General features: G+C 62.0%; 17 protein-coding genes. 10 read left to right on the forward strand and 7 right to left on the reverse strand.

The window, feature by feature from the left end; all coding sequences use genetic code 11:
- Nucleotide 1 precedes the first annotated feature (1 nt).
- Nucleotides 2-619 carry a GcrA family cell cycle regulator gene (locus JHX87_RS15175; RefSeq protein ID WP_271885391.1) on the reverse strand — a complete coding sequence of 206 codons (618 nt, stop codon included), beginning with the start codon at nt 617-619 and terminating at the stop codon, nt 2-4.
- A gap of 116 nt (nt 620-735) precedes the next feature.
- On the opposite strand from JHX87_RS15175, the gene JHX87_RS15180 reads away from it, so the two are divergent.
- The 4 genes from JHX87_RS15180 (at nt 736) to JHX87_RS15195 (ending at nt 5,885) form a co-directional block, all read left to right on the forward strand.
- On the forward strand, nt 736-1,554 hold the full coding sequence (locus tag JHX87_RS15180; protein WP_271885390.1) for an ABC transporter permease: 819 nt from the start codon (nt 736-738) through the stop codon (nt 1,552-1,554).
- A gap of 142 nt (nt 1,555-1,696) precedes the next feature.
- On the forward strand, nt 1,697-2,869 hold the full coding sequence (locus JHX87_RS15185; protein ID WP_271885389.1) for an aspartate aminotransferase family protein: 1,173 nt from the start codon (nt 1,697-1,699) through the stop codon (nt 2,867-2,869).
- 136 nt (nt 2,870-3,005) lie between these two features.
- Entirely contained in the window at nt 3,006-3,932 is a 927-nt protein-coding gene (gene argF / locus JHX87_RS15190) for an ornithine carbamoyltransferase (protein ID WP_271885388.1), read from the forward strand.
- Nucleotides 3,933-4,055: 123 nt separating this feature from the next.
- A complete protein-coding gene (locus JHX87_RS15195) occupies nt 4,056-5,885 on the forward strand; it encodes a calcium-binding protein (protein WP_271885387.1) in 1,830 nt (609 codons plus the stop codon).
- A gap of 81 nt (nt 5,886-5,966) precedes the next feature.
- Here the strand turns inward: JHX87_RS15195 and JHX87_RS15200 are convergent, their stop codons facing one another.
- Nucleotides 5,967-7,559, reverse strand: a complete 1,593-nt coding sequence (locus tag JHX87_RS15200) for a phosphoenolpyruvate carboxykinase (RefSeq protein WP_271885386.1) — start codon at nt 7,557-7,559, stop codon at nt 5,967-5,969.
- Nucleotides 7,560-7,765: 206 nt separating this feature from the next.
- Here JHX87_RS15200 and JHX87_RS15205 point away from each other — a divergent pair, with 206 nt between their 5' ends.
- The 6 genes from JHX87_RS15205 to JHX87_RS15230 all read left to right on the forward strand — a co-directional run bounded on the left by JHX87_RS15205 (nt 7,766) and on the right by JHX87_RS15230 (nt 11,036).
- Complete coding sequence (locus JHX87_RS15205) at nt 7,766-8,191, forward strand: HPr kinase/phosphorylase (RefSeq protein WP_271885385.1); 426 nt, start codon at nt 7,766-7,768, stop codon at nt 8,189-8,191.
- A 61-nt stretch (nt 8,192-8,252) separates the two neighbouring features.
- Nucleotides 8,253-9,227, forward strand: coding sequence for an RNase adapter RapZ (gene rapZ / locus JHX87_RS15210; RefSeq protein ID WP_271885647.1), 975 nt, complete (start codon nt 8,253-8,255; stop codon nt 9,225-9,227).
- Nucleotides 9,224-9,646, forward strand: coding sequence for a PTS sugar transporter subunit IIA (locus JHX87_RS15215; protein ID WP_271885384.1), 423 nt, complete (start codon nt 9,224-9,226; stop codon nt 9,644-9,646). The genes rapZ and JHX87_RS15215 overlap by 4 nt, the downstream gene beginning before the upstream one ends.
- An 11-nt stretch (nt 9,647-9,657) precedes the next feature.
- The gene (locus tag JHX87_RS15220) at nt 9,658-9,921 is read left to right on the forward strand and encodes an HPr family phosphocarrier protein (RefSeq protein WP_377776051.1); all 264 of its coding nucleotides are present in this window, start codon (nt 9,658-9,660) and stop codon (nt 9,919-9,921) included.
- A 5-nt stretch (nt 9,922-9,926) separates the two neighbouring features.
- Nucleotides 9,927-10,541, forward strand: coding sequence for a TetR/AcrR family transcriptional regulator (locus tag JHX87_RS15225; protein ID WP_271885382.1), 615 nt, complete (start codon nt 9,927-9,929; stop codon nt 10,539-10,541).
- Between the two features lie 105 nt (nt 10,542-10,646).
- The gene (locus JHX87_RS15230; RefSeq protein WP_271885645.1) at nt 10,647-11,036 is read left to right on the forward strand and encodes a DUF2852 domain-containing protein; all 390 of its coding nucleotides are present in this window, start codon (nt 10,647-10,649) and stop codon (nt 11,034-11,036) included.
- A 50-nt stretch (nt 11,037-11,086) separates the two neighbouring features.
- On the opposite strand, the gene betC is transcribed toward JHX87_RS15230, so the two are convergent.
- The 5 genes from betC to JHX87_RS15255 all read right to left on the reverse strand — a co-directional run bounded on the left by betC (nt 11,087) and on the right by JHX87_RS15255 (nt 16,265).
- Nucleotides 11,087-12,592, reverse strand: a complete 1,506-nt coding sequence (gene betC / locus JHX87_RS15235; RefSeq protein ID WP_271885381.1) for a choline-sulfatase — start codon at nt 12,590-12,592, stop codon at nt 11,087-11,089.
- Nucleotides 12,585-13,526 carry a choline ABC transporter substrate-binding protein gene (choX, locus tag JHX87_RS15240; RefSeq protein WP_271885380.1) on the reverse strand — a complete coding sequence of 314 codons (942 nt, stop codon included), beginning with the start codon at nt 13,524-13,526 and terminating at the stop codon, nt 12,585-12,587. Before choX ends, betC begins: the two co-directional genes overlap by 8 nt.
- A 39-nt stretch (nt 13,527-13,565) precedes the next feature.
- Nucleotides 13,566-14,441 (reverse strand): 3-hydroxybutyryl-CoA dehydrogenase, encoded by an 876-nt coding sequence (locus tag JHX87_RS15245; RefSeq protein WP_271885379.1) that lies wholly within the window; start codon nt 14,439-14,441, stop codon nt 13,566-13,568.
- 139 nt (nt 14,442-14,580) lie between these two features.
- Complete coding sequence (locus JHX87_RS15250; protein ID WP_271885378.1) at nt 14,581-15,507, reverse strand: electron transfer flavoprotein subunit alpha/FixB family protein; 927 nt, start codon at nt 15,505-15,507, stop codon at nt 14,581-14,583.
- Entirely contained in the window at nt 15,507-16,265 is a 759-nt protein-coding gene (locus JHX87_RS15255; protein ID WP_271885377.1) for an electron transfer flavoprotein subunit beta/FixA family protein, read from the reverse strand. The genes JHX87_RS15250 and JHX87_RS15255 overlap by 1 nt, the downstream gene beginning before the upstream one ends.
- Between the last annotated feature and the right edge of the window lie 14 nt (nt 16,266-16,279).

Consider the following 16,279-nt stretch of genomic DNA (forward strand, 5'->3'; position numbering starts at 1 on the left):
CTCAGCGACGACGGTCGCGGCGCGAACTCATCGGCTGGAAGGCGACGCCGACATGGGCCTCGCAATAGGGCTTTCCTGCCTGACTGGGCAGCCCGCAGAACCAGAACTTGTCCGTGGCCGGGTCGCCAATGGGCCATTTGCAGGTCCGCTCGGTCAGTTCCATCAGCGACAGCTTGCGGGCCTTTTTCTCGACCTCACGCACATTTGCCAGTGCTTCGGGGCTGATTTCATTCGCCGAAGGCTGCGGCGGAAGCGGCTGACCGGCGGGCACGATGGGGCGGCGCGGAACCGGGGTAAAGCTGGGCTGCGGCGCGGCTGCGGCAGGCTTTTCCGCGGCGGGTTCGGGCTTGGCAGCAGCCGGGGCAGGGTCGGGCTTGGGCGCGGCGGGCTTCTTTTCCGCCTTCTTTTCAGGTGCCGGTGCTTCGGCCTTGGCGGGCGCGGCCGCAGGTTCGCTGCTATTGCTGCTGTCATCATTGCGGTTGGACAGGCCAAGGCGATGGACTTTGCCGATGACCGCGTTGCGGGTCACGCCGCCCAGTTCCTTCGCGATCGCGCTGGCCGACTGACCTTCGCCCCACATGCGCTTCAGCGTCTCGACACGTTCATCTGTCCAGGACATAGCTGCCTTTCCAGGCGGGTCGTCCCGCCGTCCATCTTGAAACCTGTGAATAGTCCCGTCACAAACGGGGCTGCCGAGATTTAGCCTTCGTAACGCAAGAATTCAAGGACCGCAGCATGGCGCGTGACACAATCATGGACAATACCGCGATGGGCGTGCGCCGCTTCGGGCGCGTCAACTGGCTGGGACTTGCCACCCTGGCCAAGCGCGAGGTGATGCGCTTCATGGCCGTCTGGCAGCAAACGATCTTTGCGCCGCTGATGACGGCGGGCCTGTTCGTGCTGGTCTTTGCGCTGGCGCTGGGCCAGGGCAGGGGAGAGGTGATGGGCCTGCCCTATCTGGTCTTTCTGGGACCGGGCATCCTGATGATGACGGTGATCCAGAATGCCTTCGCCAATACCTCATCCTCGATCACCGCGGCCAAGGTGCAGGGAAATATCGTCGATACCCTGATGCCCCCGCTATCTGCGGGCGAATTGCTGACCGGCTATCTGGTCGGATCCGTCGCACGGGCGTCGCTGGTGGCGCTGGTCATCGGCACCGGCATGGTTCTGGTCACCGGTGTCGGAATCGCCCATCCGCTGTGGCTGGTGACCTTCGTGCTGCTGGCGGCGCTATTGCTGGGGGGCTTGGGCATTCTGGCGGGCATTCTGGCACAGAAATTCGATCAGATGGCGGCGATCACGAATTTCATCATCACCCCGCTCAGCTTTCTGTCCGGAACCTTCTATTCGGTCCAGAACCTGCCCGAGCCATTTCGGACCCTGTCACATTGGAACCCGATCTTCTACCTGATCGACGGGGCGCGCTATGGCGTCACGGGCGTCAGCGATGCGCCTCCGGTCCGGGGCGTCCTGATCTGCGCGGCGGTCGTGGGGCTGGTGCTTTTCGTGGCCTGGCGGTGGTTGAAAACCGGCTACCGGATGAAACCGTGATTGCACGGGACAAGAAACCGCGCTATGGCTGGCCCCATGATCGCATGGACCGCATATATCGCCCGTTCACGACGTTGACGCTTTCGTCAACGACCGATCGCTTCTGCCTGCAAAATTTGTCATGCCATTCGGGGAATCCGCCATGATTTCGCATGTTCTGCCGACCTATAACCGTGCCGCCCTGTCCTTCGAACGGGGTGAGGGCAGCTGGGCCATTACGGCCGATGGAACCCGATATCTGGATCTGGGCGCGGGCATTGCGGTGAATGTCCTTGGCCACGCCCATCCCGATCTGGTTGCGGTCCTGACCGAACAGGCGGGCAAGATCTGGCACGTGTCGAATATCTACCAGATACCGCAACAGGAACGCCTGGCCGATCTGCTGGTCGACAACAGCTTTGCCGATACCGTTTTCTTTACCAATTCGGGGACCGAGGCGGCCGAGCTGGCCATCAAGATGGCCCGCAAATACTGGGACCATCAGGGCCAGCCCGACCGGATCGAAATCCTGACCTTCGAGGGCGCGTTTCACGGACGTTCGACAGGCGCCATCGCAGCCGCCGGATCAGAAAAGATGGTCAAGGGCTTTGGCCCGCTGATGCCGGGCTTCCGGCAATTGCCCTGGGACGATATGGACGCCCTGCGCGAAGCGATCGGCGAAAAGACCGCCGCGGTGATGATCGAGCCGATCCAGGGCGAAGGCGGGATCCGCCCGGTCCCGGACGAACAGCTACAAGAAATCCGTGCCCTCTGCGACAAGACAGGCGCGCTGCTGATCCTTGATGAGGTGCAATGCGGCATCGGTCGGACAGGCCGCCTGTTTGCGCATGAATATGCGGGCATTTCACCGGATATCATGATGGTCGCGAAGGGCATCGGCGGTGGCTTCCCCCTTGGCGCGGTTCTGGCAACCGAACAGGCGGCGGCGGGAATGGTGGCGGGAACGCATGGCTCGACCTATGGCGGCAACCCTCTGGGCTGCGCGGTCGGGTTGAAGGTCATGCAGATCGTCACCGACGACCGCTTCCTGTCCGAGGTCAATCGCAAGGCCGCGCTGCTGCGGCAAAAGCTGGAAGGGCTAGTGGCTGCCCATCCCGATATTTTCGAAGGCGTCCGTGGGCAAGGTCTGATGCTGGGGCTGAAATGCCATGTCCTCCCGACAGAGATGGTCGCGGCAGGATACGATCAGAAGATCCTGACCGTGGCCGCGGCCGATAATACGCTGCGCCTGCTGCCTCCGCTGACCATCACCGATGCCGAAATCGCCGAGGCCGTCGAACGGCTGGACGCAGCCGCAGGCCAACTGTCGCGATGAGCATTTCTTCTTTGTCATAAATATCCCGGGGGAAGCCTTTCAGATCCCGTCGAGGGATCTGAAAGGCTGGGGGCAGAGCCCCCTTGACCCCGCCACGACAACATTGCCTGCTGGCCGAAACCATGAAAGCCGACCAATGAACAACTTCCTCGATATCCACACGACCGATCCTGCGGCGCTTCGCAATATCATCGATACGGCGCGGGCCATGAAAACCGCGCGGCAGGGGCGACCAAAGGGAACGCCGGATGATGTGCAGCCGCTGGATGGGCGGATGGTCGCGCTGATCTTTGAAAAACCATCGACCCGGACCCGTATTTCCTTCGACGTCGGGGTCAGGCAGATGGGCGGTCAGACCATGGTGCTTTCGGGCACGGATATGCAGCTGGGCCATGGCGAAACCATCGCCGATACGGCCCGGGTGCTGTCGCGCTATGTCGATCTGATCATGATCCGCACCTTCGAAGAGGCGACTCTGCTGGAAATGGCGGAATATGCGACCGTTCCGGTGATCAATGGCCTGACGAACCGCACCCATCCCTGCCAGATCATGGCCGATATCATGACATTCGAAGAACATCGCGGCCCTATTGCCGGGCGCAAGGTGGTCTGGTCGGGCGATGGCAATAATGTCTTTGCCAGCTTCGCCCATGCCGCAGGCCAGTTCGGCTTTGACCTGACCTTCACCGGCCCGCCGCCGCTGGATCCCGAGCGCGAGGTGCTGGAATTCGCAGCCGCCGCAGGTCGCCCGGTCACGATCGAGCGGGATCCGTCCCTTGCGGTTGCAGGCGCCGATCTGGTCGTCACCGATACCTGGGTCAGCATGCATGATCCGCAATCCGCGAAAGAGCGCCGCCACAACCAGCTGCGCGGCTATCAGGTCAACGCGGCGCTGATGGCCAAGGCCAAGCCCGACGCGCTGTTCATGCATTGCCTTCCCGCCCATCGCGATGATGAGGCGACAAGCGAGGTCATGGACGGCCCGCATTCGGTCATTTTCGACGAGGCCGAAAACCGTCTGCACGCGCAAAAGGCGATCATGCGTCATTGTCTGGGCGTCTGAATCCCCAAGATAACGCCACGTCATGCGCCTTTTGGTTGAGTAAAACCTCGCAGCGCAGTTGAAACGAATCCTCTGACACCTCTGACTGTCGTGATCAGTCACCAAGACGAGGAGGAGGATCAGGTGAGCGTATTCGACTATAAGGATCTGTCAGGGGCCGAGGCTGCGGAACTGGTCGCGCTGACGCATCGGCTTGCCGGTGTGTCCCAGATGAACGGGATGCCCCAGATGGGCGCCCTGATGCAGGGCGGCGTGCTGAGCGGTGGCGCTGTCGCCACGGGCCTTCCGGAGGGCTGGCGCAATGTCGGCGCTGCCGAACTGGGGCTTGATCCATCCGTCGTCGACGCGCAGGGCTTCATCAAACTGACCAGCCCCCTGACCGGAAATCTGCCGGGCGGGCCGCAATTGATGATCTTTGCCGAAGAAAATCCCGATGGCAGCATTGCCCGGCTGGCGGTCTCTTATGCCGGCACCAACAATCTGGCGGATGTGATCGACTACACGCAGCTGAACAGCGGCGAGATGTCCGCCGCGATGGAGCCGGTGCTGAGCGCGCTGCGCAGCTTTGCCGAGGGGCAGGGGCTGACGGGAGAGGATGTCATCGTCACCGGCTATAGCCTGGGGGGCGGCTATACGAATATTCAGGCGCGCTTCGCCGATCAACTTGCGGGTGGGTTCTTTGCCGACTCGCTTTATGTCGGGCATGACGGGCCGGTCATCCATGACGATCCGGGCCGGGTGCTGAATGTCGGCTATGAAAATGACGTCATTTTTCGCGCGACCGGCACGGCCGAGGATTTCTGGGACGCCATCGGTCAGGCCGATCCGCTGCTGTCCAATAATGACAACAGCTATCAGACCACCACGGATAATCTGGTGATCTTCGACGGCGCCTATGCCGGGGCCGAAGTGACGCTGCAGATCGATTCGATCCTGAACCTGATGAGCTGGTGGGGCCATGTCGGCGGCGTCTTTTCCGATGCGCTGCAGCGGGTCGGCAATTCCGCCTTCTATGAGTTCACCAGTCAGGACAGTGCGATTGTCGTCTCTAACCTTGGTGCCGATCTGCGCGGGCTGGTCTGGGTCCGGGACAAGGCGGCGCCGACCTCTGACCATCATGGCGCGCCGGGCTTTATCGTCGGCACGGCCTATGACGACAGGCTGGCCGATGGGCTGAAGGGCGATTGGCTGGATGGCGGGGCGGGCGATGACCTGATCCGCGTGGAGCACGGGTTGAACCGCGTGGATGGCGGGCAGGGTGAGGATATCTTGCAGATCGTCACCCGCGTCGCGGATCTGCAGGTCTATCGGCTGGCGGATGGCACGATGGTCTTTGACAGCGGCAAATCCCTGACGCTGGCCAGTGATATCGAGGCCGTGCAGATCAAGCATCCCGGCCTTCTGGGCGGAACGACCGATTATTCCATCAAGGGTGATCGGTTAGAGGATGAACATTGGTCCTTCTTCGAACTGGGCGACCGCGATATCGCCTATGGGCAGGCGGTCAGCGGGTTAGGCTCTGACGAAGTGCTGTCGGGACGGGTTGTCTTTGGGCAGGCGGGAGATGATCGGATCACCGGAACCTCTGGCGCGGATCTGCTGCATGGCGGAGAGGGCGGCGACCAGCTCAGCGGCGGTCGCGGCAATGACCGGCTGTTCGGGGCCGAAGGCGATGACCAGCTGAGCGCCGGGGCGGGGCTGGATCGTCTTGCTGGGGGGCAGGGCGATGACGTGTTCATCTTCGATGCCGCCGTATCGGGCCGCGCGATTGTCGAGGATTTCAACCTGATGTCGGGCGATCAGGACCAACTGATGTTCCGTGGCGGCGACGGGCAGGCGGCGCTGGCTGCGGCGCAGCAGCAGGGCAGCGATGTCGTGATCGAGTTCGGCAGAATGGTGATCGTGCTGGAAGAGGTGCAACTGGCCGATCTGGAGAACAGCCTGCTGCTGTAAGCCCGGCTTTCCCGGCACGCCAAAAAGAAAAGCAGGTGCCGTTTGCGCGGCACCTGCGGAAATTGGATGGGGGTGTGCCGGTCAGCCGATGGCGGCGGCGCGCACCTCATCATCGATCGCTTCCAGATATTGCGCGAAATTGTCGCTGAACATCTGCACCAGTTTTGCGGCCTGTTCGTCATAAGCCCCGGCATCAGCCCAGGTCTGGCGCGGATCCAGCAGCACATCCGACACGCCGGGAACCGAGACCGGAACCTCGAACCCGAAATTCGGATCCTTGCGGAACTGAACGTCGTTCAGGCTGCCATCCAGCGCCGCCGACAGCAGCGCGCGGGTGGCGCGGATCGGCATGCGTGACCCGGTGCCGAAGGCGCCGCCGGTCCAGCCGGTATTGACCAGCCAGCAAGAGGCCCCGTGCTGCGCGATCTTTTCCTGCAGCAGCTTGCCATAGACCTCGGGGCGGCGCGGCATGAAGGGCGCGCCGAAACAGGTCGAGAAGGTCGGGATCGGCTCGGTCACGCCAACCTCGGTGCCCGGCGTTTTCGAGGTGAAGCCGGACAGGAAGTGATACATGGCCTGCGCCGGGGTCAGCCGCGCGATAGGCGGCAGAACGCCATAGGCGTCGCAGGTCAGCATGATCACGTTTTTCGGATGCCCGCCAAGGCTGGTGTCCGACGCATTGCTGATCGCATCCAGCGGATAGGCGCAGCGCATGTTGTCGGTGATCGAGTTATCCTCGAAATCCAGTTCCAGCGTATCTTCGTCATAGACCATGTTCTCGATCACGGTGCCAAAGCGCGTGGTCGTGGCATAGATCTCGGGCTCGGCCTTGGGCGACAGGTTGATGGTCTTGGCATAGCAGCCGCCTTCGAAATTGAAGATGCCATTGTCTGACCAGCCATGCTCATCATCACCGATCAGGGTGCGCGACGGATCGGCCGACAGGGTCGTCTTGCCGGTGCCCGACAGACCGAAAAAGATCGCGCTGTCTTCGGGATTGTCGATGGCGTGATTGGCGCTGCAATGCATCGGCATGATGCCCTTGCCCGGCAGGATGTAGTTCAGCAGCGTGAACACGGATTTCTTGTTTTCGCCGGCATAGGCGGTATTGCCGATCAGGATCAGTTTCTTCTGGAAATTCAGCGCGATCACGGTTTCGCTGCGGCAGCCGTGGCGTTCCGGGTCGGCCTTGAAGCTGGGGCAGTTGATGATGGTGAATTCGGGCATGAATTCCGCCAGCTCTTCCGCTTCCGGGCGGCGCAGAAGATGGCGGATGAACAGGCCGTGCCATGCCATTTCGGTCACGACGCGCACGTCCAGACGATTTTCGGCATCGGCACCGCCGAACAGATCCTGGACGAAATAGTCCTTGCCCTTCATATGCTCCAGCATGTCGGCATGCAGCCGGTCAAAGGCCTCGGGATCCATCGGCTTGTTGTTTTCCCACCAGATGCTGTCTTCGACATCCGGGGTGCGCACGACATGCTTGTCCTTGGGCGAACGTCCGGTATGGGCGCCGGTGGTGGCCAGGAAGGTGCCGCCCAGTCCCAGACGACCCTCGCCGCGGGCAATCGCCTCATTGATCAGCGAGGGCTCCAGCAGGTTGTAATAGACCCGGCCGAGTCCCTTGATTCCCTGATCTTCCAAGCGGCAATTCGGGTTTACGCGGGTCATGTTGTCGAGGCTCCTGACTGTAGGGCTGCGAGAATTGTAACGGTTGTATTGCGGGCTATAGCACGCGGTGGCGGCTCTGAAAGAAGGGAACGCAAACAGTTAGCGCAAACAGGTAATGTTAACGCCATCAGGCAGTTAATTGCGCGATTGAGGACGGAAAATTAACGCTGATTGCGCAGAATTGGACGGGAAAGGTGATTCGGAAGATGCAGGTTCACGGAACAACGGTGGCATTGAACGGGAAGGGGGTGTTGATCCTTGGTCCCTCCGGGTCCGGCAAGTCGACATTGGCGCTGCAACTGATGGCCGTCGGGGCGCAACTGGTGGCAGATGACCGCACCGATCTGGTGAAGGATGGCGGCGATATCGTGGCACATTGCCCCGAAACGATTCTCGGGCAGATAGAGGCGCGCGGTCTGGGCATCCTTGCGGCAGTGCCCGGACAGCCCGCCAGACTGGCTGCTATTGTCGATCTGGGCCGCGAAAGCGTGGACCGTATGCCACGCTCACAGTTTCATGACATCCTGGGTGTGGCCTTGCCACTTGTCTTGGGGCCGTATCGACCGCATCTTTATGCTGCGTTGCGGCAGTTGTTGATCGGCGGCATGATAACGCAGGGTAAGTCAGCTTAAGCCAGCGAGAAAGGGAACCGGCCATATGGCATTGACGCCGGAACATTGCAGCGGAGACGAGGTGCCGGACACGGTGCAGCGGCTTGTGCTTGTGACCGGGCCGTCGGGCGCGGGCCGTTCCACGGCGATCAATGTGCTTGAGGATCTGGGTTTCGAGGCGATCGATAACCTGCCGCTATCTCTGATCCCCCGTCTGCTGGATGGCCCGACGCGGCCCACGCCGCTGGCGCTTGGTCTGGATGTGCGGAACCGGGATTTCTCGGCCTCGAACGTGATCGAACTGATCGACCGGCTGACCCGCGATCCGCGATACACGCCCGAGGTTCTGTTTCTGGACTGCGCCTCGGATGTGCTGGTCAACCGCTATAACGAGACGCGGCGCAGGCATCCGCTGGCGCCCAACAGTTCTCCGCTGTCCGGTGTGTTGGCCGAGATCGACCTGCTGGGGCCGATCCGCTCGCGCGCGGATGTGCTGGTCGATACGTCGGAACTGTCGCCCCACGATCTGAAGGCCGAACTGACCCGCTGGTTCGATATACGATCGGACCGCAAGCTCAGCGTGTCGCTGCATTCCTTCAGCTACAAGCGCGGGGTGCCGCGCGGCGTGGACATGATGTTCGACTGTCGTTTCCTGTCGAACCCGCATTGGCAGCCAGAGCTTCGGGCCAGAACCGGCCAGGACGCTGAGGTGCAGGCTTATGTGGCATCCGATAACCGATTCGCAGAATTCTTCGAGCGCGTGTCAGGGCTGATCAGGTTTCAACTTCCGGCACATATCGAAGAGGGCAAGTCACACCTGGCCATCGGGTTTGGCTGCACCGGCGGGCAACACCGTTCCGTCACAATGGCTGAAAAGATGGCAGTTGAGCTTGCGAATGCAGGCTGGCCAGTGTCAATAAGGCACAGGGAACTTGAACGGCGCGTCCCGACATTTACGTCCTCGGGCTTTCAGCATCACGGCGCACAGCGTCAGCATGCTGAAACCGGGCAGGAGAAGATGCGGGCGCCCTCTATTGAACGTGGTGGATCGCATTGATTGGTATTGTGATCGTCGCACATGGTGGCCTGGCCCGGGAATATCTCTCGGCGGTCGAGCACGTGGTGGGACCGCAGAAAGGCATTGCCGCAGTCGCGATCGAGGATGATCACGACCGTGCAGCGAAAACGGCTGAAATCCGAACCGCGGCGGATGCCGTGGACAGCGGCGGCGGCGTGGTCGTCGTCACCGATCTGTTCGGCGGTTCGCCCTCGAACCTGTCGCTGCCTGCCTGTGCGGTGCGTGACCGGACCATTCTTTATGGGGCGAACCTGCCCATGCTGGTCAAGCTGGCCAAGTCACGGCACTTGTCGGTGTCCGACGCCGTGGCCTTCGCGAAAGAGGCGGGCCGTAAATATATCAACTCTTACAACGTTCCCCTTGAAGCTGTCGCAAATATCAGGTCGCATGCCGGATGAGTGACGGAACCATGCGCCAACTGGCAATCATCAACGTCAAGGGTCTGCACGCACGCGCCAGCGCGAAATTCGTCGATGTGGTCGAACGTTTCAACGCCGATGCCCAGGTCGAAAAGGACGGCATGCGCGTGTCCGGCGACTCCATCATGGGCCTGCTGATGCTGGCCGCACCGCGCGGAACCGAAATCACCGTCACCACCACCGGCCCCGAGGCCACCGAACTGGCCGACGCGCTGGAGGCCTTGGTCCAGGACTATTTCGGCGAGGGCATGTAGGGGCCGTGGGGGACCGCAAATCCTATCACCACGGCAATCTGCGCGAAGCCCTGGTCGAGGCCACCGCCACCCTGATCGAGGAAATGGGCCCCCTGGCCTTCACCCTGTCCGAGGCTGCCCGCCGCGCGGGTGTCAGCCCTGCCGCTCCCTATCGCCATTTCAAGGGCCGCGAGGATCTGGTCGAAGAGGTGGCGCGTCAGGGATTTCTGGATTTCGCCGCGCGACTGGAAGCTTCCTTTGACGATGGCAGGCCGAACCCGATTGCCGCGTTTCAACGGCTGGGTCAGGCCTATCTGGACTTCGCGCGCGAACGTCCGGGTTATTACATGGCGATGTTCGAATCCGGCATCTCGATCACCGCGAATTCCGAACTTTCCGTAGCGGGCGATCGTGCCACAGGCGTGATGATCCGCGCTGCCGAGGCGCTGACCGCGCCATTACCGGCGGACAAGCGCCCGCCCGCGCGCATGGTCGCGAACCATGTCTGGGCGCTGAGCCATGGCGTGGTCGAGCTGTTCTCTCGTGGCAAGCCCGGCGGTCGCAGCCCGGTCGGCCCGGCCGAGATGCTGGAAAGCGCTGCCATCATCTACATGCGCGGCCTTGGCCTGATCCCCGAATAAATTTTCACGCCCTATACTTGACCGCAGCCGAAAAGCACCCAATTATGTAAATGTGATTAACATTAACATGAAAGGATCGCCACGATGCAAACCGCATCATATCGAATGCCCGCCTATCCGCAGTCGGAATCGCGTGGCTCTCGGCCTTTGACCCGGGTTCGCGATTGGCTGGACGAAAGGGGGCGGCCTGCGTGGATTGCCGCGATGGTTCTGGGCTTCATTGCCTTCTGGCCGGTCGGTCTGGCGATCCTTGGATACATGATCTGGAGCAAGCGCATGATTGGATGCAGCAGCAAGCGCCGGTACCGCGCAAGTTACCATGCGGCCCCGACGGGCAATATGGCCTTTGACGCCTATCGCGAAGAGACGCTGAAGCGGCTTGAGGATGAGCATACCGAATTCATGACTTTCCTGCAGAAGCTGCGCGAAGCCAAGGACAAGGCGGAATTCGATCAGTTCATGGAGCAGCGTGACAAGGAAAAGCTGGACGACTGATCCGCACGCATAACGACCAGGGGCCGGAACACCGGCCCCTGCCGCGTTTCTCATTCGCCGCGCGGGAAGCGCTTGTTGTCTTCCAGCACGTTCAGGTCCATGTGGTTGCGCATGTAACGCTCTGACGCGTCCATCAGCGGCTGATAGTCCCAGGGGAAATACGCGCCGTTGCGCAGTGCCTCATAGACGATCCAGCGCCGGGCCTGCGACTGCCGGACCTCGGCATCATAGGCATCCAGATCCCACCGTTCCGCCGCCATCGCCCGCATCGCGGCAATCTGATCGGCATGCGATGGATCGCTGGCCAGATTGACCCGCTCTTCGGGATCGTCATCCAGATTGAACAACAGCTCGGGATCGGCCTGACAGGCGATGTATTTCCACGGCCCGTCCCGCAAGGCGACCAGCGGGGCGATGCTGCCCTCGGCCGCATATTCCATCGGCACCGGACCGCGCGTCGCCGCGCCATCCGCCAGGGAACGGCCATCCGTCCAGGGCGCGATATCGCGCATCGAAAGCCCGGCCAGATCGCAGATCGTCGGCAGCACGTCGATGGTGCTGACCGGCTCATCCACCCGGCCCGGCGGCATGGAGGGCGCGGAAATCATCAGCGGCACCCGTGCCGAGCCTTCGAAGAAGCTCATCTTGAACCACAGCCCGCGACGGCCCAGCATTTCGCCGTGGTCAGAGAGGAACAGGATGATCGCCTCTTGCCGCGTGTCTTCCAACACCTGAAGGATCTCGCCGATCTTGTCGTCGATATAGCTGATATTGGCGAAATAGGCCTGACGAGAGCGGCGGATGTCGCGCGGGGTGATGTCGAAATTCCGCCAGTCGCTGGCATCCATCAGACGCCTGGAATGCGGGTCGTGATCCTCATAGGCCATCGCCTCGGGCGGCTGCAATTCTGCCGCGCCCTCATAGAGATCCCAGTACTTGCGCCGCGCCACGAAGGGATCGTGGGGGTGGGTAAAGCTGACGGTCAGGCACCAGGGCCGCTGATCCGCGCCGCGCGACAGATCGTACAGCTTGCGACAGGCGTTATAGGCGACCTCATCGTCATATTCATATTGGTTGGTGATCTCTGCCACGCCGGCGCCGGTGACCGATCCCAGATTGTGATACCACCAGTCGATCCGCTCGCCCGGCTTGCGATAATCCGGCGTCCAGCCGAAATCGGCGGGGTAGATATCGGTGGTCAGCCGCTCTTCGAAGCCATGCAACTGATCGGGGCCGACGAAATGCATCTTGCCTGACAGACAGGTCTGATAGCCCGCCCGGCGCAGGTGATGCGCATAGGTCGGGATGTCCGAGGCAAATTCGGCCGCATTGTCATAGACCCGCGTGCGGCGGGGCAGTTGGCCGGACATGAAGCTGGCCCGGCCCGGTGCGCAAAGGGGGCTGCCTGTATAGGCATTGGCAAAACGGGTCGAGCGTTCGGCCAGTCGCTTCAGGTTCGGCGTATGCAGGAAATCGGCGGGGCCGTCGGGAAACAGCGTTCCCGTCAGCTGATCCGCCATCAGGATCAGGATATTCGGTTCAGCGCCATCAGCCATCTATGGCGGCCCTCACGGCGGCAAGCCCGGGCTGCCCGTCAAGCGTCGTCACGCCGTCCAGCCATGCATCCAGAGCCGCCGGATTGTCGGCCAGCCATTCGCTTGCAGCCTCTTGTGCGGCCATGCCGTCATCCAGAATCTTGCCCATCAGGACATTTTCCATCGGCACGTCAAAGACAAGCTGGCTGAACAGCTTTGCGACATTCGGGCAGGTCTCGACCCATTCCTTGCGCGCAAGGGTATGCACGCTGGCGCCGCCGTAATTCGGCCCGAATTGCGCGTCCCCGCCCGACAGATAGGTGATCTCGACCGCCTCGTTCATCGGGTGCGGCGCCCAGGCGAGGAAAACCGTGGGCATGCCCGCCGCATCATTGCGCCTGACCTGCGCCATCATGGCCTGTTCGCCGCTTTCGACCAGCGTCCAGTCGCCCAGACCGAAATCATCGGCCTCGATCATCGCCTGAATCGACTGGTTTGCGGGCGCGCCCGGTTCGATCCCGAAGATCTTGCCGTCAAACTCATCCTTCCGCGCGTCCAGATCGGCGAAATCCGCGACCCCGGCCTCGGCCCCGGCCTTGTTCACGGCTAGCGTGAATTTCGCGCCCTCCAGGTTCTGCACCAGTTCGACCACCGTGCCCGCAGCATCCAGATCCGTGCGGAACTCTTGCTGGGCGGGCATCCAGTTGCCCAGGAACAGGTCGGTCTGGCCGTTCTTCAGCGCCTCATAGCCGACCGGAACCGACAGCGTGGGGATGTCGGCAGTATAGCCAAGCGCCTCCAGCAGGGTCGCCGCGACGCCATTGGTGGCGCTGATATCGGTCCAGCCCGGATCGGAAAAACGCACGGTCATGCAGGTTTCCGGGTCCTGAGCCAGTGCGGGCTGGGCCGCTGCCAGCGTCAGCACCGCAAGGGTAGAGATCTTGAAGCGTGTCATGCGCCCTCTCTCACGTTGGTTATCGGCGGTCGGCCCGGCTTAGCGGGTCGGCACCGGGGTTTCGCCGCGATAGTCATAGAATCCGCGCCCGGTCTTGCGACCCAGCCAGCCCGCCTCGACATATTTGGTCAGCAGCGGGCAGGGGCGGTATTTGGTATCGGCCAGCCCGTCATGCAGCACGTTCATGATCGCCAGACAGGTATCCAGCCCGATGAAATCCGCCAGTTCCAGCGGGCCCATCGGCCAATTCGCCCCCAGCTTCATCGACTGGTCGATGGATTTGACCGAGCCGACCCCTTCATACAGCGTATAGACCGCCTCGTTGATCATCGGCATCAGGATGCGGTTCACGATGAAGGCCGGGAAATCTTCGGCGCTGGCGGCGGTCTTGCCCAGCTTGTCCACAACCTCGTGCAGCAGGTCATAGGTGGCCTGATCGGTGGCGATGCCGCGGATCAGCTCGACCAGCTGCATCACCGGCACCGGGTTCATGAAATGGAACCCCATGAATTTCTCGGGGCGGTCGGTGCGGCTTGCCAGACGGGTGATCGAAATCGACGAGGTGTTCGAGGTCAGGATCGTGTTCGGTTTCAGATGCGGGACCAGATCTTCGAAAATCGCCTGCTTGACCGTCTCACGCTCGGTCGCGGCTTCGATGACCAGATCTGTCTGACCCAGATCCGCCAGTTGCAGCGTGGTGCCGATGCGGCCCATGGCGGCGTTTTTCTCGTCCTGGGTGATCTTTTCGCGGCTGACCTGACGCTCCATGTTCTTGTCGATCAGCATCAGGGCCTTATCCAGCGCGTCCTGACTGATATCGGTCATCAGGACCTCATAGCCGGCCAGTGCAAAGACATGGGCAATGCCATTCCCCATCTGACCTGCGCCGATCACCCCAACCGTTTCAATAGCCATCTGTCCGCATCCTATCTTGGTTGCCGCGACGATAGGGTGCGAAAGGGGGGCGTTTCAATGCGAAAACGACCAGAGGTGACGCCAAGAAAAAACGCCCCGGACAATGCCGGGGCGTTCAAGGGTCGGAAAATCTGCCCGCTTACAGTTTCTCGGTCAGTTCCGGCACGGCGTCAAAGAGATCCGCGACCAGGCCGTAATCGGCGATCTGGAAGATCGGGGCCTCTTCGTCCTTGTTGATCGCGACGATGACCTTGCTGTCCTTCATCCCGGCCAGGTGCTGGATCGCGCCCGAGATGCCCACGGCGACGTAAAGCTCGGGCGCCACGACCTTGCCGGTCTGACCCACCTGCCAGTCATTCGGGGCATAGCCGCTGTCCACCGCAGCGCGTGAGGCACCGACGGCGGCGCCCAGCTTGTCGGCCAGCTTCTCGATGATCTCGAACTGCTCTTTCGAGCCGACGCCACGGCCACCCGACACCACGCGACCGGCCGAGGTCAGCTCGGGGCGGTCGCTTTCGGCCACCTGATCGGACACCCAGGAGGACAGGCCCGGATCATCGGCCAGCACCGCATCCTCGACGGGTGCCGAACCGCCGTCACCCGCAGCGTCGAAGCTGGCGGTGCGCACGGTAAAGACCTTTTTCGGATCCTTCGATTTCACCGTCTGGATCGCATTGCCGGCATAGACCGGACGTTCGAACGTGTCGGCATCGACCACCGCCGACACATCCGAGATCACCATCACATCCAGCAGCGCGGCGACGCGCGGCATGATGTTCTTGGCATCGGTCGTGGCGGGCGCGGCGATGTGGTCATAATCACCAGCCAGAGAGACCAGCAGCGCCGCGGCCGGTTCGGCTAGGCGGTGGCCGTAACGCGCATCCTCGGCGACCAGAACCTTGGCGACGCCCTCGATCTTGGCGGCCTCCTCGGCGGCGGCCTTGGCGCTGGAACCGGCGCAAAGCACCGTCACATCGCCCAGACCCTTGACCGCATTCACGGCCTTGGCCGTCGCATCGCGGTTCAGTTCGCCATTCGTGACTTCACCCAGCAGAAGAACAGCCATCACACGACCCCCGCTTCTTTCAGTTTCGACACCAGCTCATCGACCGAGCCGACCTTGATCCCGGCCTTGCGGCCCTCGGGTTCCTTGGTGTTGACGATCTCCAGCCGCGGCGAGACATCGACGCCGTAATCGGCGGCGGTCTTTTCCTCCAGCGGCTTTTTCTTGGCCTTCATGATATTGGGAAGGCTGGCATAGCGCGGCTCGTTCAGGCGCAGGTCGGCGGTGACGATGGCGGGCATCTTGACCTCGATGGTCTGCAAGCCGCCATCCACTTCGCGGGTGACCTTGGCGCTGTCGCCCTCGATCTCGACCTTGCTGGCAAAGGTGGCCTGCGACCAGCCCAGCAGCGCCGCCAGCATCTGGCCGGTGGCGTTCATGTCATTGTCGATGGCCTGCTTGCCCGCGATCACCAGCCCGGGCTGTTCCTCATCGATCACGGCTTTCAGGATCTTGGCGACGGCCAGCGGCTCGATATCGGTGCCGACATCATCGGCGGCGACGACCAGAATGGCGCGATCCGCGCCCATGGCCAGCGCCGTGCGCAGCGTTTCCTGTGCCTGCTTGACGCCGATCGAGACGGCCACGACCTCTTCGGCCTTGCCTGCCTCTTTCAGACGGATGGCCTCTTCGACGGCAATCTCGTCAAACGGGTTCATCGACATCTTCACATTCGCAAGATCAACTCCCGATCCGTCCGCCTTCACACGGGCCTTCACGTTATAGTCGATCACGCGCTTGACTGGCACGAGAACCTTCATTGGCCTCTCTCCCT

Source organism: Paracoccus fistulariae, assembly GCF_028553785.1.
Taxonomy (GTDB): Bacteria; Pseudomonadota; Alphaproteobacteria; order Rhodobacterales; family Rhodobacteraceae; genus Paracoccus; species Paracoccus fistulariae.

What these genes read in the sequence shown, in the direction of transcription:
- JHX87_RS15245 (WP_271885379.1), bottom strand. Translation starts at nt 14,441, where the DNA reads ATGGCTATTGAAACGGTTGGGGTGATCGGCGCAGGTCAGATGGGGAAT.
- choX (WP_271885380.1), bottom strand. Translation starts at nt 13,526, where the DNA reads ATGACACGCTTCAAGATCTCTACCCTTGCGGTGCTGACGCTGGCAGCG.
- JHX87_RS15205 (WP_271885385.1), top strand. Translation starts at nt 7,766, where the DNA reads ATGCAGGTTCACGGAACAACGGTGGCATTGAACGGGAAGGGGGTGTTG.
- JHX87_RS15180 (WP_271885390.1), top strand. Translation starts at nt 736, where the DNA reads ATGGCGCGTGACACAATCATGGACAATACCGCGATGGGCGTGCGCCGC.
- JHX87_RS15175 (WP_271885391.1), bottom strand. Translation starts at nt 619, where the DNA reads ATGTCCTGGACAGATGAACGTGTCGAGACGCTGAAGCGCATGTGGGGC.
- JHX87_RS15230 (WP_271885645.1), top strand. Translation starts at nt 10,647, where the DNA reads ATGCCCGCCTATCCGCAGTCGGAATCGCGTGGCTCTCGGCCTTTGACC.
- JHX87_RS15255 (WP_271885377.1), bottom strand. Translation starts at nt 16,265, where the DNA reads ATGAAGGTTCTCGTGCCAGTCAAGCGCGTGATCGACTATAACGTGAAG.
- JHX87_RS15185 (WP_271885389.1), top strand. Translation starts at nt 1,697, where the DNA reads ATGATTTCGCATGTTCTGCCGACCTATAACCGTGCCGCCCTGTCCTTC.
- argF (WP_271885388.1), top strand. Translation starts at nt 3,006, where the DNA reads ATGAACAACTTCCTCGATATCCACACGACCGATCCTGCGGCGCTTCGC.
- JHX87_RS15220 (WP_377776051.1), top strand. Translation starts at nt 9,658, where the DNA reads ATGCGCCAACTGGCAATCATCAACGTCAAGGGTCTGCACGCACGCGCC.
- betC (WP_271885381.1), bottom strand. Translation starts at nt 12,592, where the DNA reads ATGGCTGATGGCGCTGAACCGAATATCCTGATCCTGATGGCGGATCAG.
- JHX87_RS15200 (WP_271885386.1), bottom strand. Translation starts at nt 7,559, where the DNA reads ATGACCCGCGTAAACCCGAATTGCCGCTTGGAAGATCAGGGAATCAAG.
- JHX87_RS15250 (WP_271885378.1), bottom strand. Translation starts at nt 15,507, where the DNA reads ATGGCTGTTCTTCTGCTGGGTGAAGTCACGAATGGCGAACTGAACCGC.